Origin of the sequence: Pseudomonas gingeri (assembly GCF_013386165.1) — a bacterium.
In the GTDB taxonomy this organism is placed as follows: domain Bacteria; phylum Pseudomonadota; class Gammaproteobacteria; order Pseudomonadales; family Pseudomonadaceae; genus Aquipseudomonas; species Aquipseudomonas gingeri_C.
The window spans coordinates 768,859-789,520 of record NZ_JACAOS010000003.1 but is presented as its reverse complement, the minus strand read 5'-3'; the positions used below and the strand labels follow the sequence as shown (position 1 = coordinate 789,520).

The following is a 20,662-nucleotide window of genomic DNA, read 5'->3' as shown; positions in this document are numbered from 1 at the left end:
ACAAATTTCCCTCGTGCTGAAGTAGCGTGATAGGCGTTGACTCCAGAGCATGGTCGACGTCGTAGTGGCTTGGGACAACTAACAAATATTTCATTTGCCATTCGGGACATATTTATTCTGACCCTATCGCAATATCGAACTCTTCCAATCATCAAGCGTTATTCGGTACACACGAACAGTGCGCCCATGAAATTCAAGAATGCTGAAGTCTTTAAATCCCGCCTTTTCAGCTACTCGCAGCGAAGCCAGATGCTCTGGCTCGATGACAACAACGACAGAGGCCACTTGCTTCTGAGTAAAAACATAATCCAACACTCCTTGGCTCGCTTCGGCCCCGAGCCCTTGCCCCCAGTATTTTCTGGCCAGTCTATAGCCCAGATTAGCCTCTTCCACCCCACCAACCATTTCTGGCCCCACACCACAAAACCCAACAAGCGCCCCAGAGCCCTTCTCTACCAAAGCCCATGGCCCCATACCATGAGATACATAACACCCCAAACACCATTCAATAAAATTGCAAGTGGCACTCTCATCACAAACACCGCGCACGGAGTATTTCATGACTTCAGGGTCGCCCAAAATCTCCGCCAATGCGGGCAAGTCCTGCTGTGAAAGTGGTCGCCAAATCAGTCTCTGCGTTTCAAACAAGTGCATCCACATCTCCTTATGCATAGCACTAAAATTATGCAGCTAGCAGTGACTCGCCCTAGCAGGGGCAGAGTGAAACGCCAGCCCCCAATCACTGTTCAGTTCCGGCATTGACATACCCTGTAACAACTAGGAAAATACCGCCCGCGAGCAAAGACTCGTATTCATTGCGATCTATAAAATTACAATTGCTCAAGGGATTGGCATGTTTCATACCACAGCTACAAATACGTCTGCTCTTCCGCTTACCCTCTCCCCCCAAATACCCCGCACCTTATCAGTTTCCGCCCAATGAAAACACTACCCATCACCTTGCTAGGAATTTTAGCTCTAATTCAAGCATCGTTATCCTCAGCAGACAATATCAATGGGAAAAATCTCTATCTACAGAGATGTGTCATGTGCCACGGCATAGATATCAAAGGAACAGGACCATTAGCCAACAAAAGCAATCCGCCTACACCTGACCTTACAACCGCCGCTTTCAAGAAACGGTTAAATGATTATCCGGGCGTTATTGTGTCATCGGTAGTACTTCGTCCAAATGGAAACCTGATTCCAAAAACGCTGCAAGAGAATGGCGTAAAGCTATCGCCGTACGCTTGGAGCATTCAGGATCTACGTGATTTAAATCAATATATGAGTGGCCTGATTTCAAAAAAACCGATGATGTTGAGATGAGAAAAAATGAAGACGGATTGGAATGGGTCTACGGTGATAGTTGCGAACACACGCCGAGGAAAACCACCTTGAAAAAGGCTGTAAGTGCCATTCAAATCTGTCCCATTTTTGTCCCGGCACGCCAACTCATCAAATTGTTGTCGGGGGGACTCCGATACTACCCTCCCGACAACGCGGCCAAGACCAAGGCGGCAACACAAGTCCACCGCATTGTCCGCAAAGCTGAAGCCAATTCTCTCAGTATTCGATTATGCAACAGCCGTCTGAACCTGAGAGGCCCGACTGGCCTGCCATCCCTGTATTGGTGCTGGTGTTAATCTCGCCGCCCATGCCGCCGTCACCTCCATTACCGGCCGTTCCGTACGAGGCCGGAATCGGAAACTGTCCGCCGCCGGCAACTCCACCACGACCAGAGGATTGGCTGCCACCATTGTTGCCTCCGTCCTGACCAAGACCGCCCGAAAATTTCGAGCCGCCACGACCGCCATTACCGCCGGAACCTGGGGTGTTACGAATGACCCCTCCTAAACTGCCACCGCCTCCGCCATATCCACCACCAGCAGATACCTCATCACGCAGGACGCCATCACCATCTCGGACTGAGTAACTGGTCGCGCCGCCATCACCTCCCACGCTACCGCCAGAGCTGCCCCCATCACCTCCCGAGCCTCCCTGACCGACCTGAATATTGAAAGTATAGCCTCTCGTACCGGGACGACCGGGAGAAAGAATGGCGCCACCACCCCCTCCACCACCCCCTGCGCCACGCCCTTTAAGAATCAGGTCAAAGGCACCACCACCGCCGCCGCCACCACCGCCGGCACCAATCACAGTGACTGTCATCCTGTCGACTTCCTCAGGCATAACAAAAGTATAGTTACCACTCTGGTTAAAGATTTCCATGGTCATTTTTTTCACCTATGCAGCAAGTGCATCGTAAAAAGATTAGGAACTGGAAACGTCCTCATACCTGTTCCAGCGCTCGAGTAGCGCTTTATCAATAGTAGGTGGCCTAATCACTGCATAAGTGAAATTGACAGAGAAAACGATAATCGGTCATCAAGGCGGATATTCAACGCTTGAAGAAAGCACTTGATCGCCTAAGGAGTTCCTTCTGTTAAACGTGTTCATCAGCTCGGCGTAGTATGGCCGTAAGCGTTCGGGCATCCCGTCTTGCGCAACTACTTCGTCGCAGATCAACAGGACTTTCCAGTCTCTCAAGAAGTTGCGTGCATGTTCGCCTGAACGGCTGGGACTGAAGTCTTACACCAGACATGTTGCCACAACACGGGAGCGCGCGTTCTCGGTGCCAGAGCGCATATCCATCGGCTCGGTCGCCAGCCAGATCGAGTCGATGCGGATCGCCAAGGAAAAGGGGACAGATTCTGAGGGATCCCCGCTTTTTCACACAGGAAATCAAGAAGTTGGAATATTGAAGAGACCTGCATGAGTCGGCAGCTTGGTTTGCACCACACAAAAGCAAGATCCCGAACCCATGCAGGCCATCCGATTTTTACACAACGCGTTCGCACAAGCACTGCCCACTCTCCATTCCCGCCGTCTGACTGCACTGATGTGTTGTGTCAGCGCATTACTACAAGGCCGGCGTCTGACCTTGACCGGGATTGGCCGATCCATGCCGGGCCGGGCGTATCCCAAACACGCCATCAAACGAGTGGATCGCTTATTGGGCAATGTTCATCTCCACGCCGAGCGCCCGCTGTTTTACTGGGTCATTTTGCAAGCCCTGCTGGGGTCGTTAAAGCATCCGCTGATTCTGGTCGACTGGTCTCGAATCGATGCACCTGGCAAGGCCTTTGTGTTGAGGGCAGCGATCCCTTTGGCCGGGCGTTCATTTCCCATTTACGAGCGTATTCATGAGCGTGAGAGCTGTCCGAAATACCAGAAACAACTCCTTCAAGCATTGGCTCTCATGCTTCCAACTGGCTGCATTCCGGTCCTCGTCTCCGATGCGGGTTTTCGGCGCCCATGGTTCAAGGCTGTCGAGGCCCAGGGCTGGTATTACGTCGGTTGAATCCGTAACCGGGAGCTATGCCGTCGCGACTCGCAAACCTGGGAACCGGTGAAGAGCCTCTATGCGCTGGCGACAGACTTGCCCAAGTCACTGGGCTTTATCGAAATGACCCAGAGCGCTCCCCATTTCATCCATTTGTATTGCGTCAAACATCCAGCCAAAGGCCGTAAACACCAGCGTGTCACGGGGTCCATTGCCAAAAACAAACTTAGCCGGCAATCGGCACGACGTGAACGGGAGCCGTGGTTGCTGGCCAGTAACCTGCCCGAATCCGAATGGAATCCTGCGAAGGTCGTGGCGATTTACAAAAAGCGAATGCAGATCGAGGAAGGCTTCCGAGATGTTAAAAGCAAGCACTTGGGCATCGGATTGAGCCTGCACCGCAGCCACTGTCCGAAGCGGATTGAGGTGCTGCTGTTGATCGCTACACTCGCCAACTACATCATTTTTCTGACGGGCCTTACAGCTCGTGCAGCAGGCCACGAGCAACGCTTCCAGAGCAACAGTGTTAAAGAAAAGCACGTCTTGTCACTCTGGCGACTGGGTCTGGAATACTGGCGCTGCCGGGGAGGCTCAAGCACGTGGAGAGCCTTGGAAAAAGCCGAGCAAGCCCTTCGTGATGAGGTGCATCAACAGGTGCAGGGCTTTGAGTAGATTTGTGGGGATCCCTCAGGGACAGATTTGAATGGCGCTTACTTAGCAGCTAACCGCTTGAGTTGAAGGCAAAAAAATAGAAAATCCAGTCCTCATGAGCCCACCACGGCGGGCCCATGAAAACAAGCCGCTATCAGATCGCGCCGTACTGTTTCTGCAAGGTATCCAACCGCGCCTGCTCGCTCTCACTCAGGCCACTGGCGTCAAAAAGCGTCTTGCCATCTGGCCCATCAAGCCTATAGACCTCAACAGAGACATAGGCGCTGGCAGGCGCTTCAATATGGCCCCACTTGCCGTATTTATCCGGCAGCAGCTTCCAGACAGCGCCCTCGCCCGCCTCCAACCCACCACCGATGTCATAACTGAAAACATCAACAAACCAGGGCACGGCCCTTTCAGGGCTGGCAATGGTTGCCTTGAAATAGGCTCGGGAAATCGGGTGGGTGGTGCCGTTCTGAACCGTCAGTTCAATAATTGGCTGAGGGATTTTCGAGTACTTTTCAGCCTGGCTCAGCACCCTTGACTTGGGTACGGTGAACTTCGAAAGCTCAGCTTTGGCGACTGCGGCGGCGGCCACCTTGGACTGCAGCGCCTTGATCTCCAGCAAGGCCTGCTCCTTTTGCTTTTTATCCCTTTCAAAACGAATGTTGTTGGCCATCGTGTTCAATTCGGCGGCGGTCTTGCCGTTCAAGCTCGAATTGATCTCCTGTTGCATGACGTCAGCCGACTTGTTCATCAGGTCCATTTTGCTCAATGCAATGAGCATCAGGTCGGCAGCAAACTGTTTCTTTTCCTCAGGAGAGAGCTTTTCAGCGACTTTTTTCGTGGACTCCTGCAACGTCGCCTCTGTGGTGGAATCGAGCTTGGGATCCCCACAACCCGCCAACAACACAGCCATAAGCCCAACAAGCAACATCCGTTTCATCTGGTTTCGTCCCTATAAAAAACGGACTTTAGCAAAAGGCCACTATCCCGTCGTCTTCAAACAGTGTTTTCAAGCATAAAAAAGTCCCGTATCCGGTTTGGCTGTGGGTTAGAACACTCGCCAGCATTGCTACCGTCGCTATCAAAGTCAGCATGTCGCTCCCTCTTTTGGCTTGGCGGGACTGTAGCGCTGGGGAAGCCAGATGCAAAAAGCCCAGCGGGTGCTGGGTTCCATACGTTTCCGCTTTTTCTATAGAGACCGAAGCTCAGTGAACGCCCGAGCAATACAATATGGGATCACTGCGCAGGTAAGCCCCATCGCGGCAGCAGCTGCTTCTTGAGGTGCGCTCGTTGCCGCGTGCATACCACCGAAACCCACAATTGCACCGATCAACGACATGATGATGGTGACGCCCCACATAAATTTAGCCAACTTGATTCCCTTCATACGATAAGTGCTTTCCCGCTTGTGCAGGGAGTGCCGATCTTTCACCGCTAAATCTACATTTGCGGCTGAGATACGTCAATTTGCCATCACGAGGCAAACATACCGTCCTGGCCAGGCATCCAGCGTGAGTGGAAAGACAATACCGGGAATCGGCAAAGGCGTAGTGGCGTTATGCTGTTCTGTACTTCCTTGGAGAAACTAGATGGGCGCTGCTGAAGACCTAGCCTGCAAGCCCCTTAAGTGCCACGACCTGTGCGTCAAGACCAAGGCAGTGCGAGTCGACGCCAAGGTCGAGCCAATCATCAACCCGAAGACGAAAGCACCGAAGGTTGGCTTCAGTAAATGGCCGCCGAAGCAGCATAATAAGGCAGCCTGACCGATGCCGGAACTCCGGCATCGGAGACCCCCGCGGTCCTAGACCTTGTTTCTATATTCTGCTTCCTTACGAAGCGCTCTCAGCTCATCCGCTGTGATCCTCCAGACAGATAGCAGACTGAATACAAAGCCTTCTGAGGTTGGTTTGATCTCCTCCACGTACTCAATCGTAACGCCGTAAGAGTTTATGAATGTTTTCAATTGCCGAGTCATAATAACTACCTTTTTAAGAGTTAAAGATGGAGCGCTCACGCGCATCCGTCCTCTCTATCATCAAGGGCCATAACATTCTGTTGCGTACCTTCGAAGACCGACAGGCTAGAGCCTTCGCCGACGCAATAAGCTATAGACTTGCTCACTGGATCGACCAGCGCCTCTTAGCGCAACTGAAGGCTACGTAGCGAACAGCTGATAGACCGCGACCTCCGCGCGAGAAATTACTGCTGGTTTTCCTGCTGCGATAAATCCATTGATGCACTCTCTGGTCGCTTGGACATTGAACCTTCTATTTCTTGCTCTCATGTCGTCCAAGACAGTCCTTGAGATCAGGTATTTCCCGCACTCGGGGCATTCGACATCTTTGAACTCACCAGCCGAAAACACCTCTTTGCCTTTCCCGTCACAGATCGCACACACGTAATTGCTCATCACTGCCTCCGCCTGGCTGATCGCTGAACTGTAGTCGATCTCAGAAACCAAACCACCACACTGCCCGGGCATCAAGAAGTCCCTGTTTCGGGACATCCGACCAAAGGCTGCGAGCGAAATCGAGGACATCGGGCACGCAGGCAGGTTGCTCGGGCGCTCGAAAGAAGAGGTGAAGAAAAAGGCCTATCGCCGCGTCGCTGCGGAGGTGATCTTGTTTTTCAGGCAATAAAAAACCCGTAGACGTTAATCTACAGGGCTTTTGAAGAGTGGAGGCCGAGGTCGGAATCTAACCGGCGTAGATCGATTTGCAATCCACGAGTAATATTATATATTTCAATAAATTACGAAAAATTCAGTTCCGCACCATAGCGAATTTATCTGTTCTGTAGGCCTTTAAAATCAAGCCTTTCATGGCGAGTTGCGGAACTGATTACCCCCTTCTCCGGCGTCCTGCCGAACGAACACAATCCCCCCTTCTTACTGATACCCTTCTTCCATAACGGAGGAACAACCATGCCCAACAGCGACCTTCTGCCCGAGCTGCTGACGAAGCTCAACGAGAACCAACTCGCCTTGGGCGCCGCCATCGAAGAACTTGCCAACTGGATCGAGCAACGTGGTTCAACCGAGGTCGCTGACAAAATCCGCGCCGCACTCTGGCCGCTCGACAACAATCTGGAGTTCATCACCATGACCCTGGCGATTCTCAACTCACCAGAGTGATAGTCTGCTTTGCGATGACTGATGGGAGAAGTTGCGATGCTACCCGAGTTAAATCTCTACACAGTGCGGGCAAAACGTATCGCTCAGATACGCGGAAAGGTGGGTCTTTACTTCGTTGCGGCGCTATCTTTTCTCGCGGGCATGACAGATGCCATTGGCTTTACCACCACAGGTGACTTTGTGTCCTTCATGAGTGGGAATACCACTCGACTCGCGGTTTCAATTGGGGCTGACGATTCCTCCACCACTTTCACCATCGCCGCGCTGATCCTGACGTTCATCCTCGGCAATGCCCTGGGTGCAATCGTCGCCCGCATCGTACGCCGGCGTTCTTGGCCGTTGCTTTTTTGCGTAGGCGCCCTGCTCTGTCTGGCCACCTTGATGCCGACTCAGTTCCTTGCACTTGTGTGTGCCGTGCTGTCCATGGGCATGATCAATGCGGTGGTAGAAGAGGTAAATGGGCTTCCTATCGGACTGACCTACGTCACGGGTGCCTTGTCACGATTTGGACGAGGCCTTGGACGCTGGATGTTAGGTGAACGAAAGCATGGATGGAGAGTTCAACTGATTCCATGGGCAGGAATGCTGCTGGGTGCTGTGGCAGGTGCGCTGCTTGAGCGCAAGCTCGGCATTCTTGCCTTTGCAATCGACGGCGCAATGGCTATCTGCCTCGCCGGGGTTTCGATCATAATTCCCCGGCGCTGGCAGAAGACGTATATGCCGCAATAGCTTGGGTGATACGGCGTCAAGCCGATACTGGCACAAGCTGGCAGCGTGAAAATGGGCACCCACACACGTCGCAAGTCGCTAAGCGTGAAGGGACAGGCAAATTTTCTCACTGTCCCAGAATTGTCCCAAATGCATTGGATTTTGATTTTCTACAGGCAAAAAAAACCCCGTAGACGTTAATCTACGGGGCTTTTGAATAGTGGAGGCCGAGGTCGGAATCGAACCGGCGTAGATGGATTTGCAATCCACTGCATAACCATTTTGCTACTCGGCCTCAGGTCGAATCGAGCGCCCTTGCAAGACTGGCTTGCCGCAACTCCTTGATTCTTCAGCTTACGTTCGTTGCCGTCCGTGCTGATGGCGCGCATTATGTCCTAGTTGAATGACACTGGCAACCCCCTGAATTCTAATAATTTTTAGGTCAGCCTCAGTCTTTCTGCGCGACGTCCGATTGCGCCAGACGCGCCGCCAGTGCCTTCGCCTGGGCGGCCACATCGGTCACCGCCGTGCTCTCCCACCACAGCCCCCGCAATGGCGGGCCCATGGCGAACAAACGTGTGGAGACATCGCCCTCGGCGTCCACCACCGCCCCGCCGACATCAGCCGCAATGCCCAACGCCAGTGGCCCCGGCCGGATCAGTCGGCGTGCCAGCAATTGCTGGGGCAACGGGCGGTCTACCCGGCGCCAGTCATATTCAATGCCCGTGGAGTTGATCAAGGCCACTCCGGTCACTGTCCGTGTCTGCGCCTCTCCCCGTGGCCGGATGGAAATACTCACCTGCCCATCCCGTGGTTCATCCAGCCCCTTGAGCGACGCCGCCTCGATGGTCAACCGCCCTTCTTTATACAAGCGCTCCACCAACTCGGCACTCAGCGGCGGCGAACGGTGGTGATGACTCTCCCACCACGGCCGCACATGCCGCACGAACTGCCGACGCTGAACATCGCTGGCCTGGCTCCAGAGCCGACCGATATGGGCGCGCACCGTGTCCAAGGGCGCCTGCCAGTCGATCCCGGCCGCCAACGCACTGGCGCATTGACGGCGCACCTCACGCAACAACTGCCGTGGGCTACGAATGCTCTGATCAGCGGCCAGGAAGTCCACCCAGGTCGGCGGCTGACGGCGCACATGGGGCAACAGCCCGTGCCGGGAAATCACCCGGATCGGCCCGCGATGCCCGGCCTGCTCCAACGAGACCACGGCATCGACCATGGTCAGCCCGGAACCGATGATCAGCACCGTCCCCTGGGGATCGAGTCGCGACATGGTCGCCACATCCCAAGGGTCCACCGCCGCCGCATTCAAGCCGCTGGATTGTTTCTGCCGGGTCCGCGCCGCCGGGAACATGCCGGTGGCCAATACCGCGCGGGCACCTTGCAAGCGCTCACCCTCGGCCAGCGTCAGCAGCACACCGCCACTGTCGCTTTGCAGATCGACCACTTCGCCGCGCACATGCTCGGCCGTCGAACCCCGGGTCGCCCCCAGCTCCCGGGCTTCGGCCAGGCGCTGCTGGACGTAGAGACCGAAAATACCCCTAGGCATGAACAGCTCGCTGACCGGCACATGTTGCTGATCCGACTCGGGCCAGCCACCGGCGGCGATATAGGCTTGCAACCATTGCGTCAGGTCATCGGCATTGTCCGGGTCGACGCTCATCCGCGCCGCGTTGCCGTTCAAGGTATGCCCCAGCTCCGTGGCGCTATAAGCCTCTCCCCGTCCCAACTCGGCACGCGGTTCGACGATCAGGATTCGCCGTCGACCCGGCAGGCGCAGCAACTGCACCGCCAGCATCGCGCCACTCAGGCCGCCGCCGACAATCAACACATCGGCAGCCGGGATGGCGTGTGTCGCCTGTCCGCTCAGGGTCTCACTCATTCTTTACTCTCTTGTCAGTGCTTGCCCAGGTAGAAGTCGTGCAGGTCGCCCCGAGCCAGCAGTTCATCCGCGGTCCCGCTGAGTACCACCCGGCCGGTGTCGAGCACATGGGCCTGGGTCGCGTATTTCAGCGCTACATTAATGTTTTGCTCGGCAATCAGGAAGCTGACCTGCTGCTCGCGATTGAGCTGAGCGACGATCTCGTAAATCTCCTGAACGATAATAGGCGCCAGTCCCATGGAAGGCTCGTCGAGCAAGACTAAAGTCGGTCGCGTCATCAAGGCCCGACCGATGGCGACCATCTGCTGCTCGCCGCCGGAAGTCAGCCCGGCTTGGGTCTTGCGCTTGGTTTTCAGCCGCGGAAACCAGGCATAGATCCGCTCCAGGTCCTCGAGCATCTGCCGCCGACTCAGGCCGCGGACAAACCCGCCGCTGCGCAGGTTGTCCTCCACCGTCAATTGACCGAACACGTGCCGCCCCTCCAGCACGTGCACCAGGCCGTCGCGCACCCGCTGGCTCGGGTCGACCGCCAGGCTGTCACGGCCCTGGAAGTGGATGCTGCCCCGCGTCACCTGGGCCCGCTCGGCCCGCACCAGCCCGGAGATCGCCTTGAGGGTGGTGCTTTTGCCGGCACCGTTGGCCCCCAGCAAGGCGACGATGCCGCCTTTGGGCACACTCAGGGAAACTCCGGACACCGCCAGGATCGTCCGGTCATAGATCACTTCGATGTCCGAGACCTGCAACAGCGCGGCACCGCTGGTTTCAAGCACGGGCAGGCCCATGGCTTACTCGCCCGCCGCGCAGGTGCGCGGAGTCAGGTGTTTTTCCGCCGCGAAAGCCGCTGACTTCTCGTCGATCAACGGCCGCAACAGCGCCCGATCCGCCGCGATCCAGTCGCTGACCAGGCTCCAGTGACTGCCGTCCCATTGCTGAACCCGCGCCGAACCGCCGCCTTCATGGTCGCTGCAGGACAGTTTCAGGTTCTGCATCAGGCCGTAGAAGCCCATGGCCTTGAGTCGCGTATCGTCAATATTCAGGTGCTCCAGGCCCCAGCGGCCTTCCTCGCCATGCAACGGTCGATTGCCGAACTTGGCCTGCCCGGTGCGAATCGCTTCCACCGCAATCGCCGCGTTCACCAAGCCCGAGTTGTAGTAGACGCTGCCGAAGTTGCTCAGGTCCTTGAGGTCGCTCTTGCCCTTGTCGAGGATGTACTGCTTGAGGCGTTTGTGGATCTCGAAGTCAGCACCCGCCGGATACGGCGTCAGTGCCAGGTAACCCTTGGCCGCCGCGCCCGCCGGCAACACGTCTTCGCTGGAGCTGGCCCAGATATCACCGACGATATGGTCGACCGGGAAACCAAAACGCGCGGCGGTCTTCACCGCTACCGGCGTCGACACGCCCCAGGTCCGCAGGAACACCCAGTCCGGGTTGAGCTGGCGAATCTGCCGCCATTGCGCCGACTGCTCGTTGCCCGGATCGGCCACCGGAATCTGGATATTTTCGAAGCCGTATTTTTCCGCCAACAGTTTCAGCGGCCCGAGGGTTTCGCGGCCATAGGCCGAGTCGTGGTAGACGGTGGCGATCTTCTTGCCCTTGAGCTTGTCGACCCCCCCTTCGCGCTGGGCGATGTAGTTCACCAGGGTCGAGGCTTCGCTGTAGAAGGTCAGCATCACCGGGAAGTTATAGGGAAAAACCTTGCCATCGGTGGCTTCGGTGCGCCCGTAACCGAGGGTGATCAAGGGGATCTTGTCCACTTCCGCCCGTTCGCTCAGGGCGTAGGCGGCCGGGGCGCCGTTAGGCTGATAGACCGCCACCGGCGCGCCATCCAGGCCGTTCTTGAAGCGCTCGTAGCACTCGATGCCCTTCTCCGCCGTCCATTCGGTTTCACACTCCTGCCAGACCAGCTTGACGCCGTTGATCCCGCCCTCCACCTCGTTGATGTAGTTGAGGTAGTCGATCATCCCGGCCCAGACCTGCACGCCGCTGGAAGCGTAGGCACCGACCCGGTAGGTGGCCAGGGGAAAGAATTGCTGGTCGGGCGAGGCCTGGGCCATGGGCGCCGTGGTGCCGAGAATCGTCAGGGCCAGGGCCGCAGCCGTCAGTGAACGTTTGAAAAGTGCACGCATGGTGGAATCGTTCTCCAAGGAGGGTAAGTCGGCAAGTCAGAAGCGCAACGGCCAGTGCCGAAGGCGTTCACGGGTATTGCTCAGCAGACGGATCAGCCCTTCCGGTTCCTTGATCAGGAACAGGATGATCAGCGCGCCAAAGATGATTTTCTGCAGGTTCTGCAACTGCCCGGCGTCCACCGCTCCGCCCAGCAAGGCCTGGCCGAGGTGGCTGAGAAGGATCGGCAACAGGCAGATAAAGGCCGCGCCGACAAAGTTGCCGGCGATGCTGCCCATGCCACCGATAATGATGATGAAGAGGATCTGGAAGGATCGATTGATATCGAAACTGCCGGCGCTCGCCGTGCCCAGGTAGGCGAACGCCCACAGTGCCCCGGCAATGCCCAGGTAGAACGAGCTGACGGCAAACGCCAGGCGCTTGTAGCGCGCCACCGGAATACCGATCACCGCTGCGGCGGTGTCCATATCGCGGATCGCCATCCAGTTGCGCCCGGTCTGGCTGTTCACCAGATTGCGTGCGACCCAGGTCAGCAGCAACACGCTGACCAGGGTCAGCAGGTAGCGGCCGACCGGGGTATTCAGGTCATGCCCGAGCACCGACAGGCTCGGCGCGGAAATGGTCCCGGACGAACCGTAGTTGTAGAACCAGGGGAATTTGACGAACAGCCACTCGAGGAAAAACTGCGCGGCCAAGGTGGTGACCATCAGGTAGAAACCTTTGATCCGCGAACTCGGCAGGCCGAACAACAAGCCCACAAAGCCGCTGATGATCCCACCACCCAGCAACGCCAGGGGCAAGCCCAGTTCCGGCAGTCGCAGCAGAAAACCATAGGTGGCAAAGGCCCCCACCGCCATGAAGCCCGCCGCACCGACCGAGGTCTGCCCGGCATAGCCGGTCAGCAGGTTGAGCCCGAGCCCGGCCAGGGACAGCACCAGGAACGGGATCAGGATCGCACTCAACCAATAATCGTTGCCCACCAACGGCACGACGCCGAACGCCAGCACCAGCAGGCCGAGCAACGACCACGGCAAGCGCCGTTCAATCAGCACCCAGGGCGCCGTTTCACTCATCACGGGAACAGACATGTTTCAGACTCGCTCGATGGCCCGCTCGCCGAACAGGCCGGCCGGGCGGATATACAGGAAGGCCAGCGCCAGGACATAGGCGAACCAGGGTGTGATGCCGCCGCCGATCAGCGGCCCGATATAAACTTCGGCGAGGTTTTCCGAGGCGCCCACGATCAGCCCGCCGACAATCGCCCCGCCAATCGAGGTGAAGCCGCCGATGATCAACACCGGCAAGGCCTTGAGCACCACCAGCGACAGGGAAAACTGCACCCCCTGGCGCGCGCCCCAGAGCAGGCCCGCCACGAGGCCGACGCAGCCGGCCACCGCCCAGACGATCTGCCAGATGCGGTTGAGGTTGATGCCGATGGACAACGCCGCCGTGGTGTCGTCGGCCACCGCCCGCAGCGACACGCCGATCCGGGTCTTGTTGAACAGCAGCGCCAGGACCACCACCAGGACCACGGCGGCCGCGGCGGCAATCAGGTCGAACTGACTGAGCATCACCCCGTGGACAAACAGCGGCACGTCGTCGATGCCCAGGTCCAGCGCGCGGACCTGCGAACCCATCAGCCCTTGGGCCAGGCCTTCGATAATGAACGACAGGCCCAGGGTCGCCATGAACAGGGTGATTTGCGAACGATTGACCAGCGGCCGCAACACCAGGCGCTCGATCAGTAGCGCGCCGATCACCATCACTCCCACCGTCAGCAGCAGTGCCAGGGCAAACGGCACGCCTTGGTCGTGCAGGCTGACAAAGGTCAGGGCGGCGAACAGCAGCATCGAGCCCTGGGCAAAATTGAACACGCCGCTGGCCTTGTAGATCAGCACGAAGCCGATGGCGACCAGGGAATACAGGGTCCCGGCGAGCAATCCGCCGATCAGGGTTTCGAGGAAAAAAGCCATCAGTGCACCGCTCCCAGGTAGGCCGCGATCACCTCGGGATTGCCCTGCACTTCGGCCGGCGTGCCGTCACCGACCTTGCGCCCGTAATCGAGCACCACCACATGATCGGACAAGCCCATCACTACCCCCATGTCATGTTCGATCAGCACCACGGTGGTACTGAGGTCGCGATTGACGTCAGCGATAAACCGCGCCATGTCCTGTTTTTCTTCGGCATTCATGCCGGCCATGGGCTCGTCCAGTAGCAACAGCGTGGGCCCGGCGATCAGCGCCCGACCCAGTTCCACGCGCTTTTGCAGGCCATAGGACAAGGTCCCGACCGGTACATCGCGCAGGGCCTGCAGTTCCAGCAACTGGAGAATGTGCTGGGCCTTGAGGCGAAAGGCCTCGGCCTCCCGCCGCGCCCGGGGCAGGCCCAGGGCCTGTTCGAGAAAATGGCTGCGCATATGCCGCGACAGTCCGGTGAGAAGGTTGTCGATCACGCTCATCTTCTTGAACAGCGCATTGTTCTGGAAGGTTCGACCAATGCCCTGGCGCGCCGCATCCAGGGGATCGATACGGCGAAAACGGCGCTGTTCAAAGACGATCTCGCCGCTGTCGAAGCGATAGACCCCGTTCAACAGGTTGAGCAACGAACTCTTGCCCGCGCCGTTGGGGCCGATCAGGGCGCAGATCTCTCCGCGCTGCACGTCGAATGACAATTCATTGATGGCCTTCACGCCCTTGAACGACAGCGACACGCCGCGTACTTGCAGAATCGGTTCGAGCGTACTCATGCGCTTTTCCGTCCGGGGGCATCGACCCGCCATTGATTGAAGGCCGCCGGCACTGGCGACAAGGTCGCCGGTTGCCAGAGGTATTGCAGGCGCTGAAAGCCCAGCAGGCGTCGGACTCGCTGCTTGAGCAGACGGGCCACAAGTCGTTCCGGGTGGGCCAGCGCCCATTCGCTTAAGCGCCGACGCCAACTGCCTGGAGGGGCCAGGCGTTGTTCGATTTCGTCCGCCAGCACTTGCAGGCGTTCCGCCGACAGCAGCAGGCCGGACGGCGCGACTTCTCGTCGATCGCGGCTGGCGCTGTCGCGACTCTCCGGGAAGGCCAGGCTGTGGCCAGTGTTCAGCCATTGCTCCAGAACCACGCTGATGCCGCCCTGCCAATGGGTGTCCTCCTCGCTCCATAACTGCGGCTGGGCGCTTGTTGCAGGCCATAACAGCAACGGGCGTGGTTCCTGGTTGTCGCCGCTGAGGGTGGCGAAGGTGAGCACGGTTTGCCTTGACGAACCCACTAGACGGCCGGGTAATTGATTGGCGATCAGTACGGCAGGAGCGGCGTCTGAGTCGGCGACCCCAAGCCAAGCGAGCAGTTGCTGACGGTTGTCGACAAAGCCATGGCTGGGGTGCAGGCGCCAGAAGGTCTGGGCCAGGGCTTCAGCACTCAGGTCCGGGGCCAGGCTCAGGACCTGAGCGCCGATGGAATGGGCCGCCAGTGCCAGCAGCAACAGGTTCGGTTGCAGTGCGCCGCTGACAGCCAGGCGTGAGTCGGCGGTGAAACCCTGTTGGCGCAGGCCATCGGCCAGGCGCTCGACTTCGCGCAAGGCATCGATCCAGCGCCAGCTGTGCCATTGCCCGTGACGCTTGTGGCGCAAGGCGCTCTGCAACGGGCTGACCTGGGCCCAGTGGCGCAGTTGCTCAAGGGCCGCGGGGAAGATCGCGACCGTTTCACGCTGTGGCGGATGGATAACCGGCGGACGCTTCAGTTCGTGCACGCTCATGGGTTCACCTCGTTCAGTCATTTGGCGTGCGGTGGTCCGCTGGCGGCTGTTGAATTCATGTATGTCTTTGGAGGAACTGGCGATCTGGAGGGCCTCGGCCCCCCACTCGCTATCAGGCCGAGCGCACGTTCTTCTCGCGCCGCGCCGCCAGATCCCGGTACCCCGCCCCCGGATGAATATCCGCCAGCTTCGGCCCAGCGCCGAACAGCTTCTCGCGCAAGGTCCCAGGGGCGTATTCGGTCTTGTACACGCCGCGCTTCTGCAACTCCGGCACCAGCAAATCCACCGCGTCGACAAAGGTCTCGTGGGTCAGCGCATAGGCCAGGTTGAATCCGTCGACATCGGTCTCCTCGACCCACTCCTGCAACAGGTCCGACACCGTTTCCGGGCTGCCGACAAACAACGGCCCGAAGCCACCGATCCCGACCCAGTCGGCCAGTTCGTTGGGGGTCCAGATCCGGTTCGGGTCCGCCGTGGAAAAGGTCTCCACCGCCGACTGGATGGCGTTGGTGTGCACATGCCGAAGGGGCTCATCGGGTTTGAACTGGCTGAAGTCGATCCCGGTCCAGCCCGAGATCAGCGCCATGGCACCCTCGTAGCTGACGTAGGATTTGTATTCCTCGAACTTGGCCTTGGCCTTGGCGTCGGTCTCGCCAAGGATCACCGTCTGCAGGTTGAAGATCAGGATGCTCCGCGGGTCCCGACCGGCCTCGGCCGCCCGCCGACGGATATCCGCCACGACCTTTTTCAGCAGCACTTTGGACGGCGCAGCGACGAACACGCACTCGGCATGCTCGGCGGCGAACTGCTTGCCACGGCTGGAGGCGCCTGCCTGATACAGAACGGGTGTGCGTTGCGGCGACGGCTCGCACAGGTGGATGCCCGGCACCTGGAAGTGTTTGCCGACATGCTCGATCTCATGGATCTTGCTCGGGTCGCTGAACACCTTGCGCGCCCGGTCACGCAGGATTGCGCCGTCTTCCCAGCTGCCTTCCCAGAGTTTGTAGCAAACCTCCAGGTATTCCTCGGCATAGTCGTAGCGGGCGTCATGTTCGGTCTGGGCGTGCTGGCCAAGGTTCTTGGCGCCGCTTTCCAGGTACGAGGTGACGATGTTCCAGCCGGCGCGCCCCTTGGTCAGGTGGTCCAGGGTGGAAAGGCGTCGGGCAAAGGGATACGGGTGCTCGAACGACAACGAGGCCGTGAGACCGAAGCCCAGGTGTTCGGTCACCAGTGCCATCGGCGGGATCAACTGCAACGGATCGTTCACCGGTACCTGGGCCGCCTGACGAATCGCCGCATCGCCATTGCCGTTGTAGACGTCATAGATGCCCAGCACATCGGCGATAAACAGGCCGTCGAACTTGCCACGCTCGAGAATCTTCGCCAGGTCGGTCCAGTATTCCAAATCCTTGTACTGCCAGGAGCGATCCCGCGGATGGGCCCAGAGCCCGGGAGACTGGTGGCCGACGCAGTTCATGTCGAAGGCGTTGAGGCGGATTTCACGGGACATCGACAGCACTCCTGGCACTCGGCGGAACCACGCCATTGAGGCGGAAGTCACCGATCAATCGGTATTTGAGATGCAACGGATCCTGCAGCGGATCATGGCTGGGCGGCCATTCAGTGCGTTGACCGGTCAGCTCCAGTTCGACCTGGCCGACCTGGGCCAGGGCTTCGGCGATGGCAATGCTGGCTTCGGCGACCGCAATGGTTTTTTCGGCTTCGTCCTGGGTGCCGGCGACGATCCGCTCGGCGCGCTCCAGCAGGGCCGCCGCCACGTCGATGCGAATCTGCAGGTCGCCGAACTTGCCGACCACCTGGTGATCGGCGGCGAGCTGGGCATGGCCCCGCACCACATCCAGGGTCCGTTCCAGGGATTGGCGGGCGTTGTGCAGATCGCCAGCCACCCGCGCCAGGGCGGGGTTATGACTAACGGGATGAGTCAATGCGTTCATCGTGGGCTCCTAGTTCCAGGCGTGCCGGGCCGGCTTGACGCCGTTGAGCAGGTAGTTGCCGATCAGGTGGTATTTCCAGCGCGCCGGGTCATGCAGGGTGTGGGTGCGAGCGTTGCGCCAGTGGCGATCGAGGTTGTGCTTGGCCAGTACCGAACGGGTACCGGCCAGTTCGAAGAGCTTGCTGCTGGCCAGCAAGGCGATTTCGGCAGACAGCACCTTGGCCTGGGCCACCACCACAGAAGCCAGGGCAACGCTGTCTTCGCTGGGCTGCGCCAGGGCGTGGTCAATCGCCACGCCGGCCTTTTCCAGGATCGCTTCGGTGCCGTGCACCCGCCACTCCAGATCGCCGATGGCGGCCTGGGTGAAGGGGTCCTGCCAGCCGTGCTCCTGCTGGCTGTCGATCCACGGCCGCGCCTGACGGGCATGCCGTTTGGCTTCTTCAAGGGCGCCGACGGCAATGCCAGTATCGACAGCCGCCTGGATGATCTGGGAAATCGGGCCGTTGGCGGTGGGCAGGTCGAAGGCCTTGTGGGCCGGAATCACGCTGCTGCGCGGCACCTTGACGTCCGTGAACAGAGCATTGCCGCTGGCGGTGGTGCGCTGGCCGAAGCCGTCCCAGTTGTCGATGATGGTCAGGCCTGGCGTGCCCTGCTCGACAAAGGCGATCTGGGCATTGCCGGCTTCATCAAGTCCGACCACCGGAACGATATGGGCGAACAAGGCGCCGGTGCAGTAGAACTTTTCACCGTCGATGTGTGCGCTGTCGCCAATGAAGCGAATGCGCGTGTCGAAGGTGCCGGCGTTTTTGCTCTTGGCTTCGGAGAAGGCATTGCCGAAGCGATAGCCTTGCAGCACCTTGCCGAAATAGTAGTGCTTTTGTTCCTCGCTGGCGGTTTGCAGAAGGATATCGAGCACGCCGAGATGGTTCTGTGGGATCTGGCCGAGGGACGAGTCAGCGGCGGAAATGATCTTGATGACTTCCGCCACCGTCACATAGGAAACCCCGGCGCCGCCGTAGGCTTTGGGCACGGTGATGGCCCACAGGCCGCTGGCGGCGAACTCGTCGAGTTCGGCGGCGGGCAGGCGTCGCTCGCGGTCACGCACGCCGGCTTCGACGGCAAAACGGGCAGCGAGGCTTCTGGCCACGGCAATGGCCTCTTCATCCGAGCGGATGACATGGGCGGTGTAAGCAGGTTTGGCGACAGTTGTCATAGACCGACTCCCGAGTCCTTGAAAATGCAAAACGCATGACAAGGACATAGCAGGAGTCGTGCCTGAAAATAAAATCCATATTTTTCAGGCTATTAAGAGAAAAACCTAGAATCAGATGCAACTGCAGAACAGCAAACTGTCCAGACACTGTTGCCCTGGCAACACTCGGCGGGGCTTTTGCGTCCCTGGCCTGCTGCCGGCTCGCGTCTACAACACTACGTTACGAATAAACCGCGTCGCCACTTCGCCATCGTTGCGATAGCCATGGGGCTGGTTGCTGGGAAACATGAAGAACTCCCCCTCTGCTACCCGTCGCGACTGCTCCCCGAGCATCACCGTCAGGCACCCTTCGAAGACGTAGATCTGCTCACTCCAGCCGTCGTAGTCCGGCTCCGAGTCATAGCGTTCGCCCGGCTCCAGGCGCCACTCCCAGAGTTCGACTTCACGGCTGGCCATGGCCTTGGCCAACAACACCGCCTTGCTCCCCGGGATCACCCCGGCCCAGGCCAGTTCGTTGATCCGGCTCGGGTCGCGGGCGTCCGGCGCCTGGATCAGGTCACTGAACGCCACACCCAGCGCCTCGGCCACCCGATCCAGGGTGGTCAGGCTGACATTCTTTTCCCCCGCTTCGATCGCTACCAACATACGGCGGCTGACCCCGGACTTTTCCGACAACGCGGTCTGACTCAACTGAGCCTCATGGCGCAGGCGACGCACGTTCAAGCTGACATGTTGCAGTACCGAAGCCCGTTGCGAAGTTTCTTTGTGCACTATATTGCTCACTTGGTTGGTTTGCGCAGTATACTGCCCAGCTTCGGCGCATTGTGCGTCTCACCCGGATAGTGTGCAAGGCCATGACTGCGGCGAACTCCAACACCTCGTTTGCCTCGACCCTGCGGTTCAGCAAGGCCGAGTGCGTGCTGATCCTGATCACCATGGTCTGGGGCGGCACCTTCCTGCTGGTGCAGAACGCCATGACCGTCAGCGGCCCGATGTTCTTCGTCGGCCTGCGCTTTGCGGCGGCGGCGAGCATTGTCGCCTTGTTCTCGGCCCGCAGCCTGCGGGCTATCACCGCTTTCGAACTGAAGGCGGGGTTCTTTATCGGGACCGCGATCATGCTCGGCTACGGGCTGCAGACCGTGGGCCTGCAAAGCATTCCCAGCAGCCAGTCGGCTTTTATTACCGCCTTGTACGTGCCCTTCGTGCCGCTGTTGCAATGGCTGGTGTTGGGCAAGCGTCCGGGGCTGATGCCGAGTATCGGGATCATGTTGGCGTTTACCGGATTGATGCTGTTGTCCGGGCCCAATGGCGCGAAGCTGAATTTCAGTTCCGGGGAGATTGCCACGGTGATCAGCGCCATCGCGATCGCCGCTGAAATCATCCTGATCAGCAACTATGCCGGCAAGGTCGATGTGCGGCGTGTGACCGTGGTGCAGTTGGCCACGGCGTCGATCCTGGCGTTTCTGATGATCGCCCCGACCCAGGAGGCGTTGCCGGAGTTTTCCTGGCTGCTGCTGGCCAGCGCGGTTGGTCTCGGTGCCGCCAGTGCGGCGATCCAGGTGGCGATGAACTGGGCGCAGAAGAGTGTTTCGCCAACCCGCGCGACCTTGATCTATGCCGGGGAGCCGGTCTGGGCCGGGATCGTCGGGCGTCTGGCCGGTGAGCGCTTGCCGGGGATTGCACTGCTGGGGGCAGCGTTGATTGTGGCGGCGGTGATCGTCAGTGAGTTGAAGACCAAGGGCAAAAATGCCGAGCCGGTCGAGGACGATGTCGAAACAGAGGCCCTGGACCCGAACAAGCCATAGACCGTGGCGAGCGGGCTTGCCCGCGCTGGGGCGCGAAGCGGCCCTAAAACCGCTGATTGCGGTGTATCAGGCAGACCGCAATCA

17 protein-coding genes, 1 tRNA gene and 2 pseudogenes are annotated in these 20,662 nt (G+C 59.0%); 5 read left to right on the top strand and 15 right to left on the bottom strand.

Features of this window, described 5'->3' with window-relative positions; translation table 11 throughout:
- Positions 1-123: 123 nt before the first annotated feature.
- Positions 124-654: a GNAT family N-acetyltransferase gene (locus HX866_RS08065; protein WP_177138886.1), complete on the bottom strand. Its 531-nt coding sequence runs from the start codon at positions 652-654 to the stop codon at positions 124-126.
- A 285-nt stretch (positions 655-939) separates the two neighbouring features.
- Here HX866_RS08065 and HX866_RS08060 point away from each other — a divergent pair, with 285 nt between their 5' ends.
- On the top strand, positions 940-1,329 hold the full coding sequence (locus tag HX866_RS08060; RefSeq protein ID WP_177138884.1) for a c-type cytochrome: 390 nt from the start codon (positions 940-942) through the stop codon (positions 1,327-1,329).
- A 237-nt stretch (positions 1,330-1,566) separates the two neighbouring features.
- Here the strand turns inward: HX866_RS08060 and HX866_RS08055 are convergent, their stop codons facing one another.
- Positions 1,567-2,238 (bottom strand): glycine-rich domain-containing protein, encoded by a 672-nt coding sequence (locus HX866_RS08055; protein ID WP_177097803.1) that lies wholly within the window; start codon positions 2,236-2,238, stop codon positions 1,567-1,569.
- A 586-nt stretch (positions 2,239-2,824) separates the two neighbouring features.
- Here HX866_RS08055 and HX866_RS08050 point away from each other — a divergent pair.
- Positions 2,825-4,018: pseudogene (locus HX866_RS08050) on the top strand (IS4 family transposase).
- 133 nt (positions 4,019-4,151) lie between these two features.
- On the opposite strand, the gene HX866_RS08045 reads toward HX866_RS08050, so the two are convergent.
- Positions 4,152-4,943: a DUF6694 family lipoprotein gene (locus HX866_RS08045; protein ID WP_177101925.1), complete on the bottom strand. Its 792-nt coding sequence runs from the start codon at positions 4,941-4,943 to the stop codon at positions 4,152-4,154.
- Positions 4,944-6,926: 1,983 nt separating this feature from the next.
- Here HX866_RS08045 and HX866_RS08040 point away from each other — a divergent pair.
- Together HX866_RS08040 and HX866_RS08035 are read left to right on the top strand one after the other, a co-directional pair.
- Entirely contained in the window at positions 6,927-7,136 is a 210-nt protein-coding gene (locus HX866_RS08040; protein ID WP_177097801.1) for a hypothetical protein, read from the top strand.
- 36 nt (positions 7,137-7,172) lie between these two features.
- Entirely contained in the window at positions 7,173-7,865 is a 693-nt protein-coding gene (locus HX866_RS08035) for a YoaK family protein (protein WP_177097800.1), read from the top strand.
- A gap of 200 nt (positions 7,866-8,065) precedes the next feature.
- On the opposite strand, the gene HX866_RS08030 is transcribed toward HX866_RS08035, so the two are convergent.
- From HX866_RS08030 to HX866_RS07975, 12 genes are all read right to left on the bottom strand, one after another.
- Positions 8,066-8,139: transfer RNA gene (locus tag HX866_RS08030), tRNA-Cys, on the bottom strand.
- A 153-nt stretch (positions 8,140-8,292) separates the two neighbouring features.
- Positions 8,293-9,741, bottom strand: coding sequence for an FAD/NAD(P)-binding protein (locus HX866_RS08025; protein ID WP_177138881.1), 1,449 nt, complete (start codon positions 9,739-9,741; stop codon positions 8,293-8,295).
- Between the two features lie 14 nt (positions 9,742-9,755).
- Positions 9,756-10,523 (bottom strand): ABC transporter ATP-binding protein, encoded by a 768-nt coding sequence (locus HX866_RS08020; protein WP_177138880.1) that lies wholly within the window; start codon positions 10,521-10,523, stop codon positions 9,756-9,758.
- A 3-nt stretch (positions 10,524-10,526) separates the two neighbouring features.
- Entirely contained in the window at positions 10,527-11,867 is a 1,341-nt protein-coding gene (locus HX866_RS08015; RefSeq protein WP_177138878.1) for an ABC transporter substrate-binding protein, read from the bottom strand.
- 36 nt (positions 11,868-11,903) lie between these two features.
- On the bottom strand, positions 11,904-12,953 hold the full coding sequence (locus HX866_RS08010; RefSeq protein WP_177097796.1) for a branched-chain amino acid ABC transporter permease: 1,050 nt from the start codon (positions 12,951-12,953) through the stop codon (positions 11,904-11,906).
- Between the two features lie 3 nt (positions 12,954-12,956).
- Entirely contained in the window at positions 12,957-13,838 is an 882-nt protein-coding gene (locus HX866_RS08005; protein WP_177097795.1) for a branched-chain amino acid ABC transporter permease, read from the bottom strand.
- Positions 13,838-14,614: an ABC transporter ATP-binding protein gene (locus HX866_RS08000; RefSeq protein WP_177097794.1), complete on the bottom strand. Its 777-nt coding sequence runs from the start codon at positions 14,612-14,614 to the stop codon at positions 13,838-13,840. Before HX866_RS08000 ends, HX866_RS08005 begins: the two co-directional genes overlap by 1 nt.
- Positions 14,611-15,606: an AMP-binding protein gene (locus HX866_RS07995; protein ID WP_177138876.1), complete on the bottom strand. Its 996-nt coding sequence runs from the start codon at positions 15,604-15,606 to the stop codon at positions 14,611-14,613. Before HX866_RS07995 ends, HX866_RS08000 begins: the two co-directional genes overlap by 4 nt.
- A 112-nt stretch (positions 15,607-15,718) precedes the next feature.
- Positions 15,719-17,116: an LLM class flavin-dependent oxidoreductase gene (locus tag HX866_RS07990; RefSeq protein ID WP_177097792.1), complete on the bottom strand. Its 1,398-nt coding sequence runs from the start codon at positions 17,114-17,116 to the stop codon at positions 15,719-15,721.
- On the bottom strand, positions 17,106-17,561 hold the full coding sequence (locus HX866_RS07985; RefSeq protein ID WP_177138874.1) for a hypothetical protein: 456 nt from the start codon (positions 17,559-17,561) through the stop codon (positions 17,106-17,108). The genes HX866_RS07990 and HX866_RS07985 overlap by 11 nt, the downstream gene beginning before the upstream one ends.
- A 9-nt stretch (positions 17,562-17,570) precedes the next feature.
- Positions 17,571-18,773 (bottom strand): SfnB family sulfur acquisition oxidoreductase, encoded by a 1,203-nt coding sequence (locus tag HX866_RS07980; protein ID WP_177138872.1) that lies wholly within the window; start codon positions 18,771-18,773, stop codon positions 17,571-17,573.
- A 207-nt stretch (positions 18,774-18,980) separates the two neighbouring features.
- Positions 18,981-19,544 carry a helix-turn-helix domain-containing protein gene (locus tag HX866_RS07975; RefSeq protein WP_177124732.1) on the bottom strand — a complete coding sequence of 188 codons (564 nt, stop codon included), beginning with the start codon at positions 19,542-19,544 and terminating at the stop codon, positions 18,981-18,983.
- On the opposite strand from HX866_RS07975, the pseudogene HX866_RS07970 reads away from it, so the two are divergent.
- Positions 19,503-20,578, top strand: a pseudogene (locus HX866_RS07970) (DMT family transporter). The gene HX866_RS07975 and the pseudogene HX866_RS07970 overlap by 42 nt on opposite strands.
- The last annotated feature ends 84 nt before the right edge of the window (positions 20,579-20,662 follow it).

Excerpts from the sequence above, each read along its gene's own strand:
- HX866_RS08065 (WP_177138886.1), bottom strand. The coding sequence starts at position 654 with ATGCACTTGTTTGAAACGCAGAGACTGATTTGGCGACCACTTTCACAG.
- HX866_RS08060 (WP_177138884.1), top strand. The coding sequence starts at position 940 with ATGAAAACACTACCCATCACCTTGCTAGGAATTTTAGCTCTAATTCAA.
- HX866_RS08055 (WP_177097803.1), bottom strand. The coding sequence starts at position 2,238 with ATGACCATGGAAATCTTTAACCAGAGTGGTAACTATACTTTTGTTATG.
- HX866_RS08045 (WP_177101925.1), bottom strand. The coding sequence starts at position 4,943 with ATGAAACGGATGTTGCTTGTTGGGCTTATGGCTGTGTTGTTGGCGGGT.
- HX866_RS08040 (WP_177097801.1), top strand. The coding sequence starts at position 6,927 with ATGCCCAACAGCGACCTTCTGCCCGAGCTGCTGACGAAGCTCAACGAG.
- HX866_RS08035 (WP_177097800.1), top strand. The coding sequence starts at position 7,173 with ATGCTACCCGAGTTAAATCTCTACACAGTGCGGGCAAAACGTATCGCT.
- HX866_RS08025 (WP_177138881.1), bottom strand. The coding sequence starts at position 9,741 with ATGAGTGAGACCCTGAGCGGACAGGCGACACACGCCATCCCGGCTGCC.
- HX866_RS08020 (WP_177138880.1), bottom strand. The coding sequence starts at position 10,523 with ATGGGCCTGCCCGTGCTTGAAACCAGCGGTGCCGCGCTGTTGCAGGTC.
- HX866_RS08015 (WP_177138878.1), bottom strand. The coding sequence starts at position 11,867 with ATGCGTGCACTTTTCAAACGTTCACTGACGGCTGCGGCCCTGGCCCTG.
- HX866_RS08010 (WP_177097796.1), bottom strand. The coding sequence starts at position 12,953 with ATGTCTGTTCCCGTGATGAGTGAAACGGCGCCCTGGGTGCTGATTGAA.
- HX866_RS08005 (WP_177097795.1), bottom strand. The coding sequence starts at position 13,838 with ATGGCTTTTTTCCTCGAAACCCTGATCGGCGGATTGCTCGCCGGGACC.
- HX866_RS08000 (WP_177097794.1), bottom strand. The coding sequence starts at position 14,614 with ATGAGTACGCTCGAACCGATTCTGCAAGTACGCGGCGTGTCGCTGTCG.
- HX866_RS07995 (WP_177138876.1), bottom strand. The coding sequence starts at position 15,606 with ATGAGCGTGCACGAACTGAAGCGTCCGCCGGTTATCCATCCGCCACAG.
- HX866_RS07990 (WP_177097792.1), bottom strand. The coding sequence starts at position 17,116 with ATGTCCCGTGAAATCCGCCTCAACGCCTTCGACATGAACTGCGTCGGC.
- HX866_RS07985 (WP_177138874.1), bottom strand. The coding sequence starts at position 17,561 with ATGAACGCATTGACTCATCCCGTTAGTCATAACCCCGCCCTGGCGCGG.
- HX866_RS07980 (WP_177138872.1), bottom strand. The coding sequence starts at position 18,773 with ATGACAACTGTCGCCAAACCTGCTTACACCGCCCATGTCATCCGCTCG.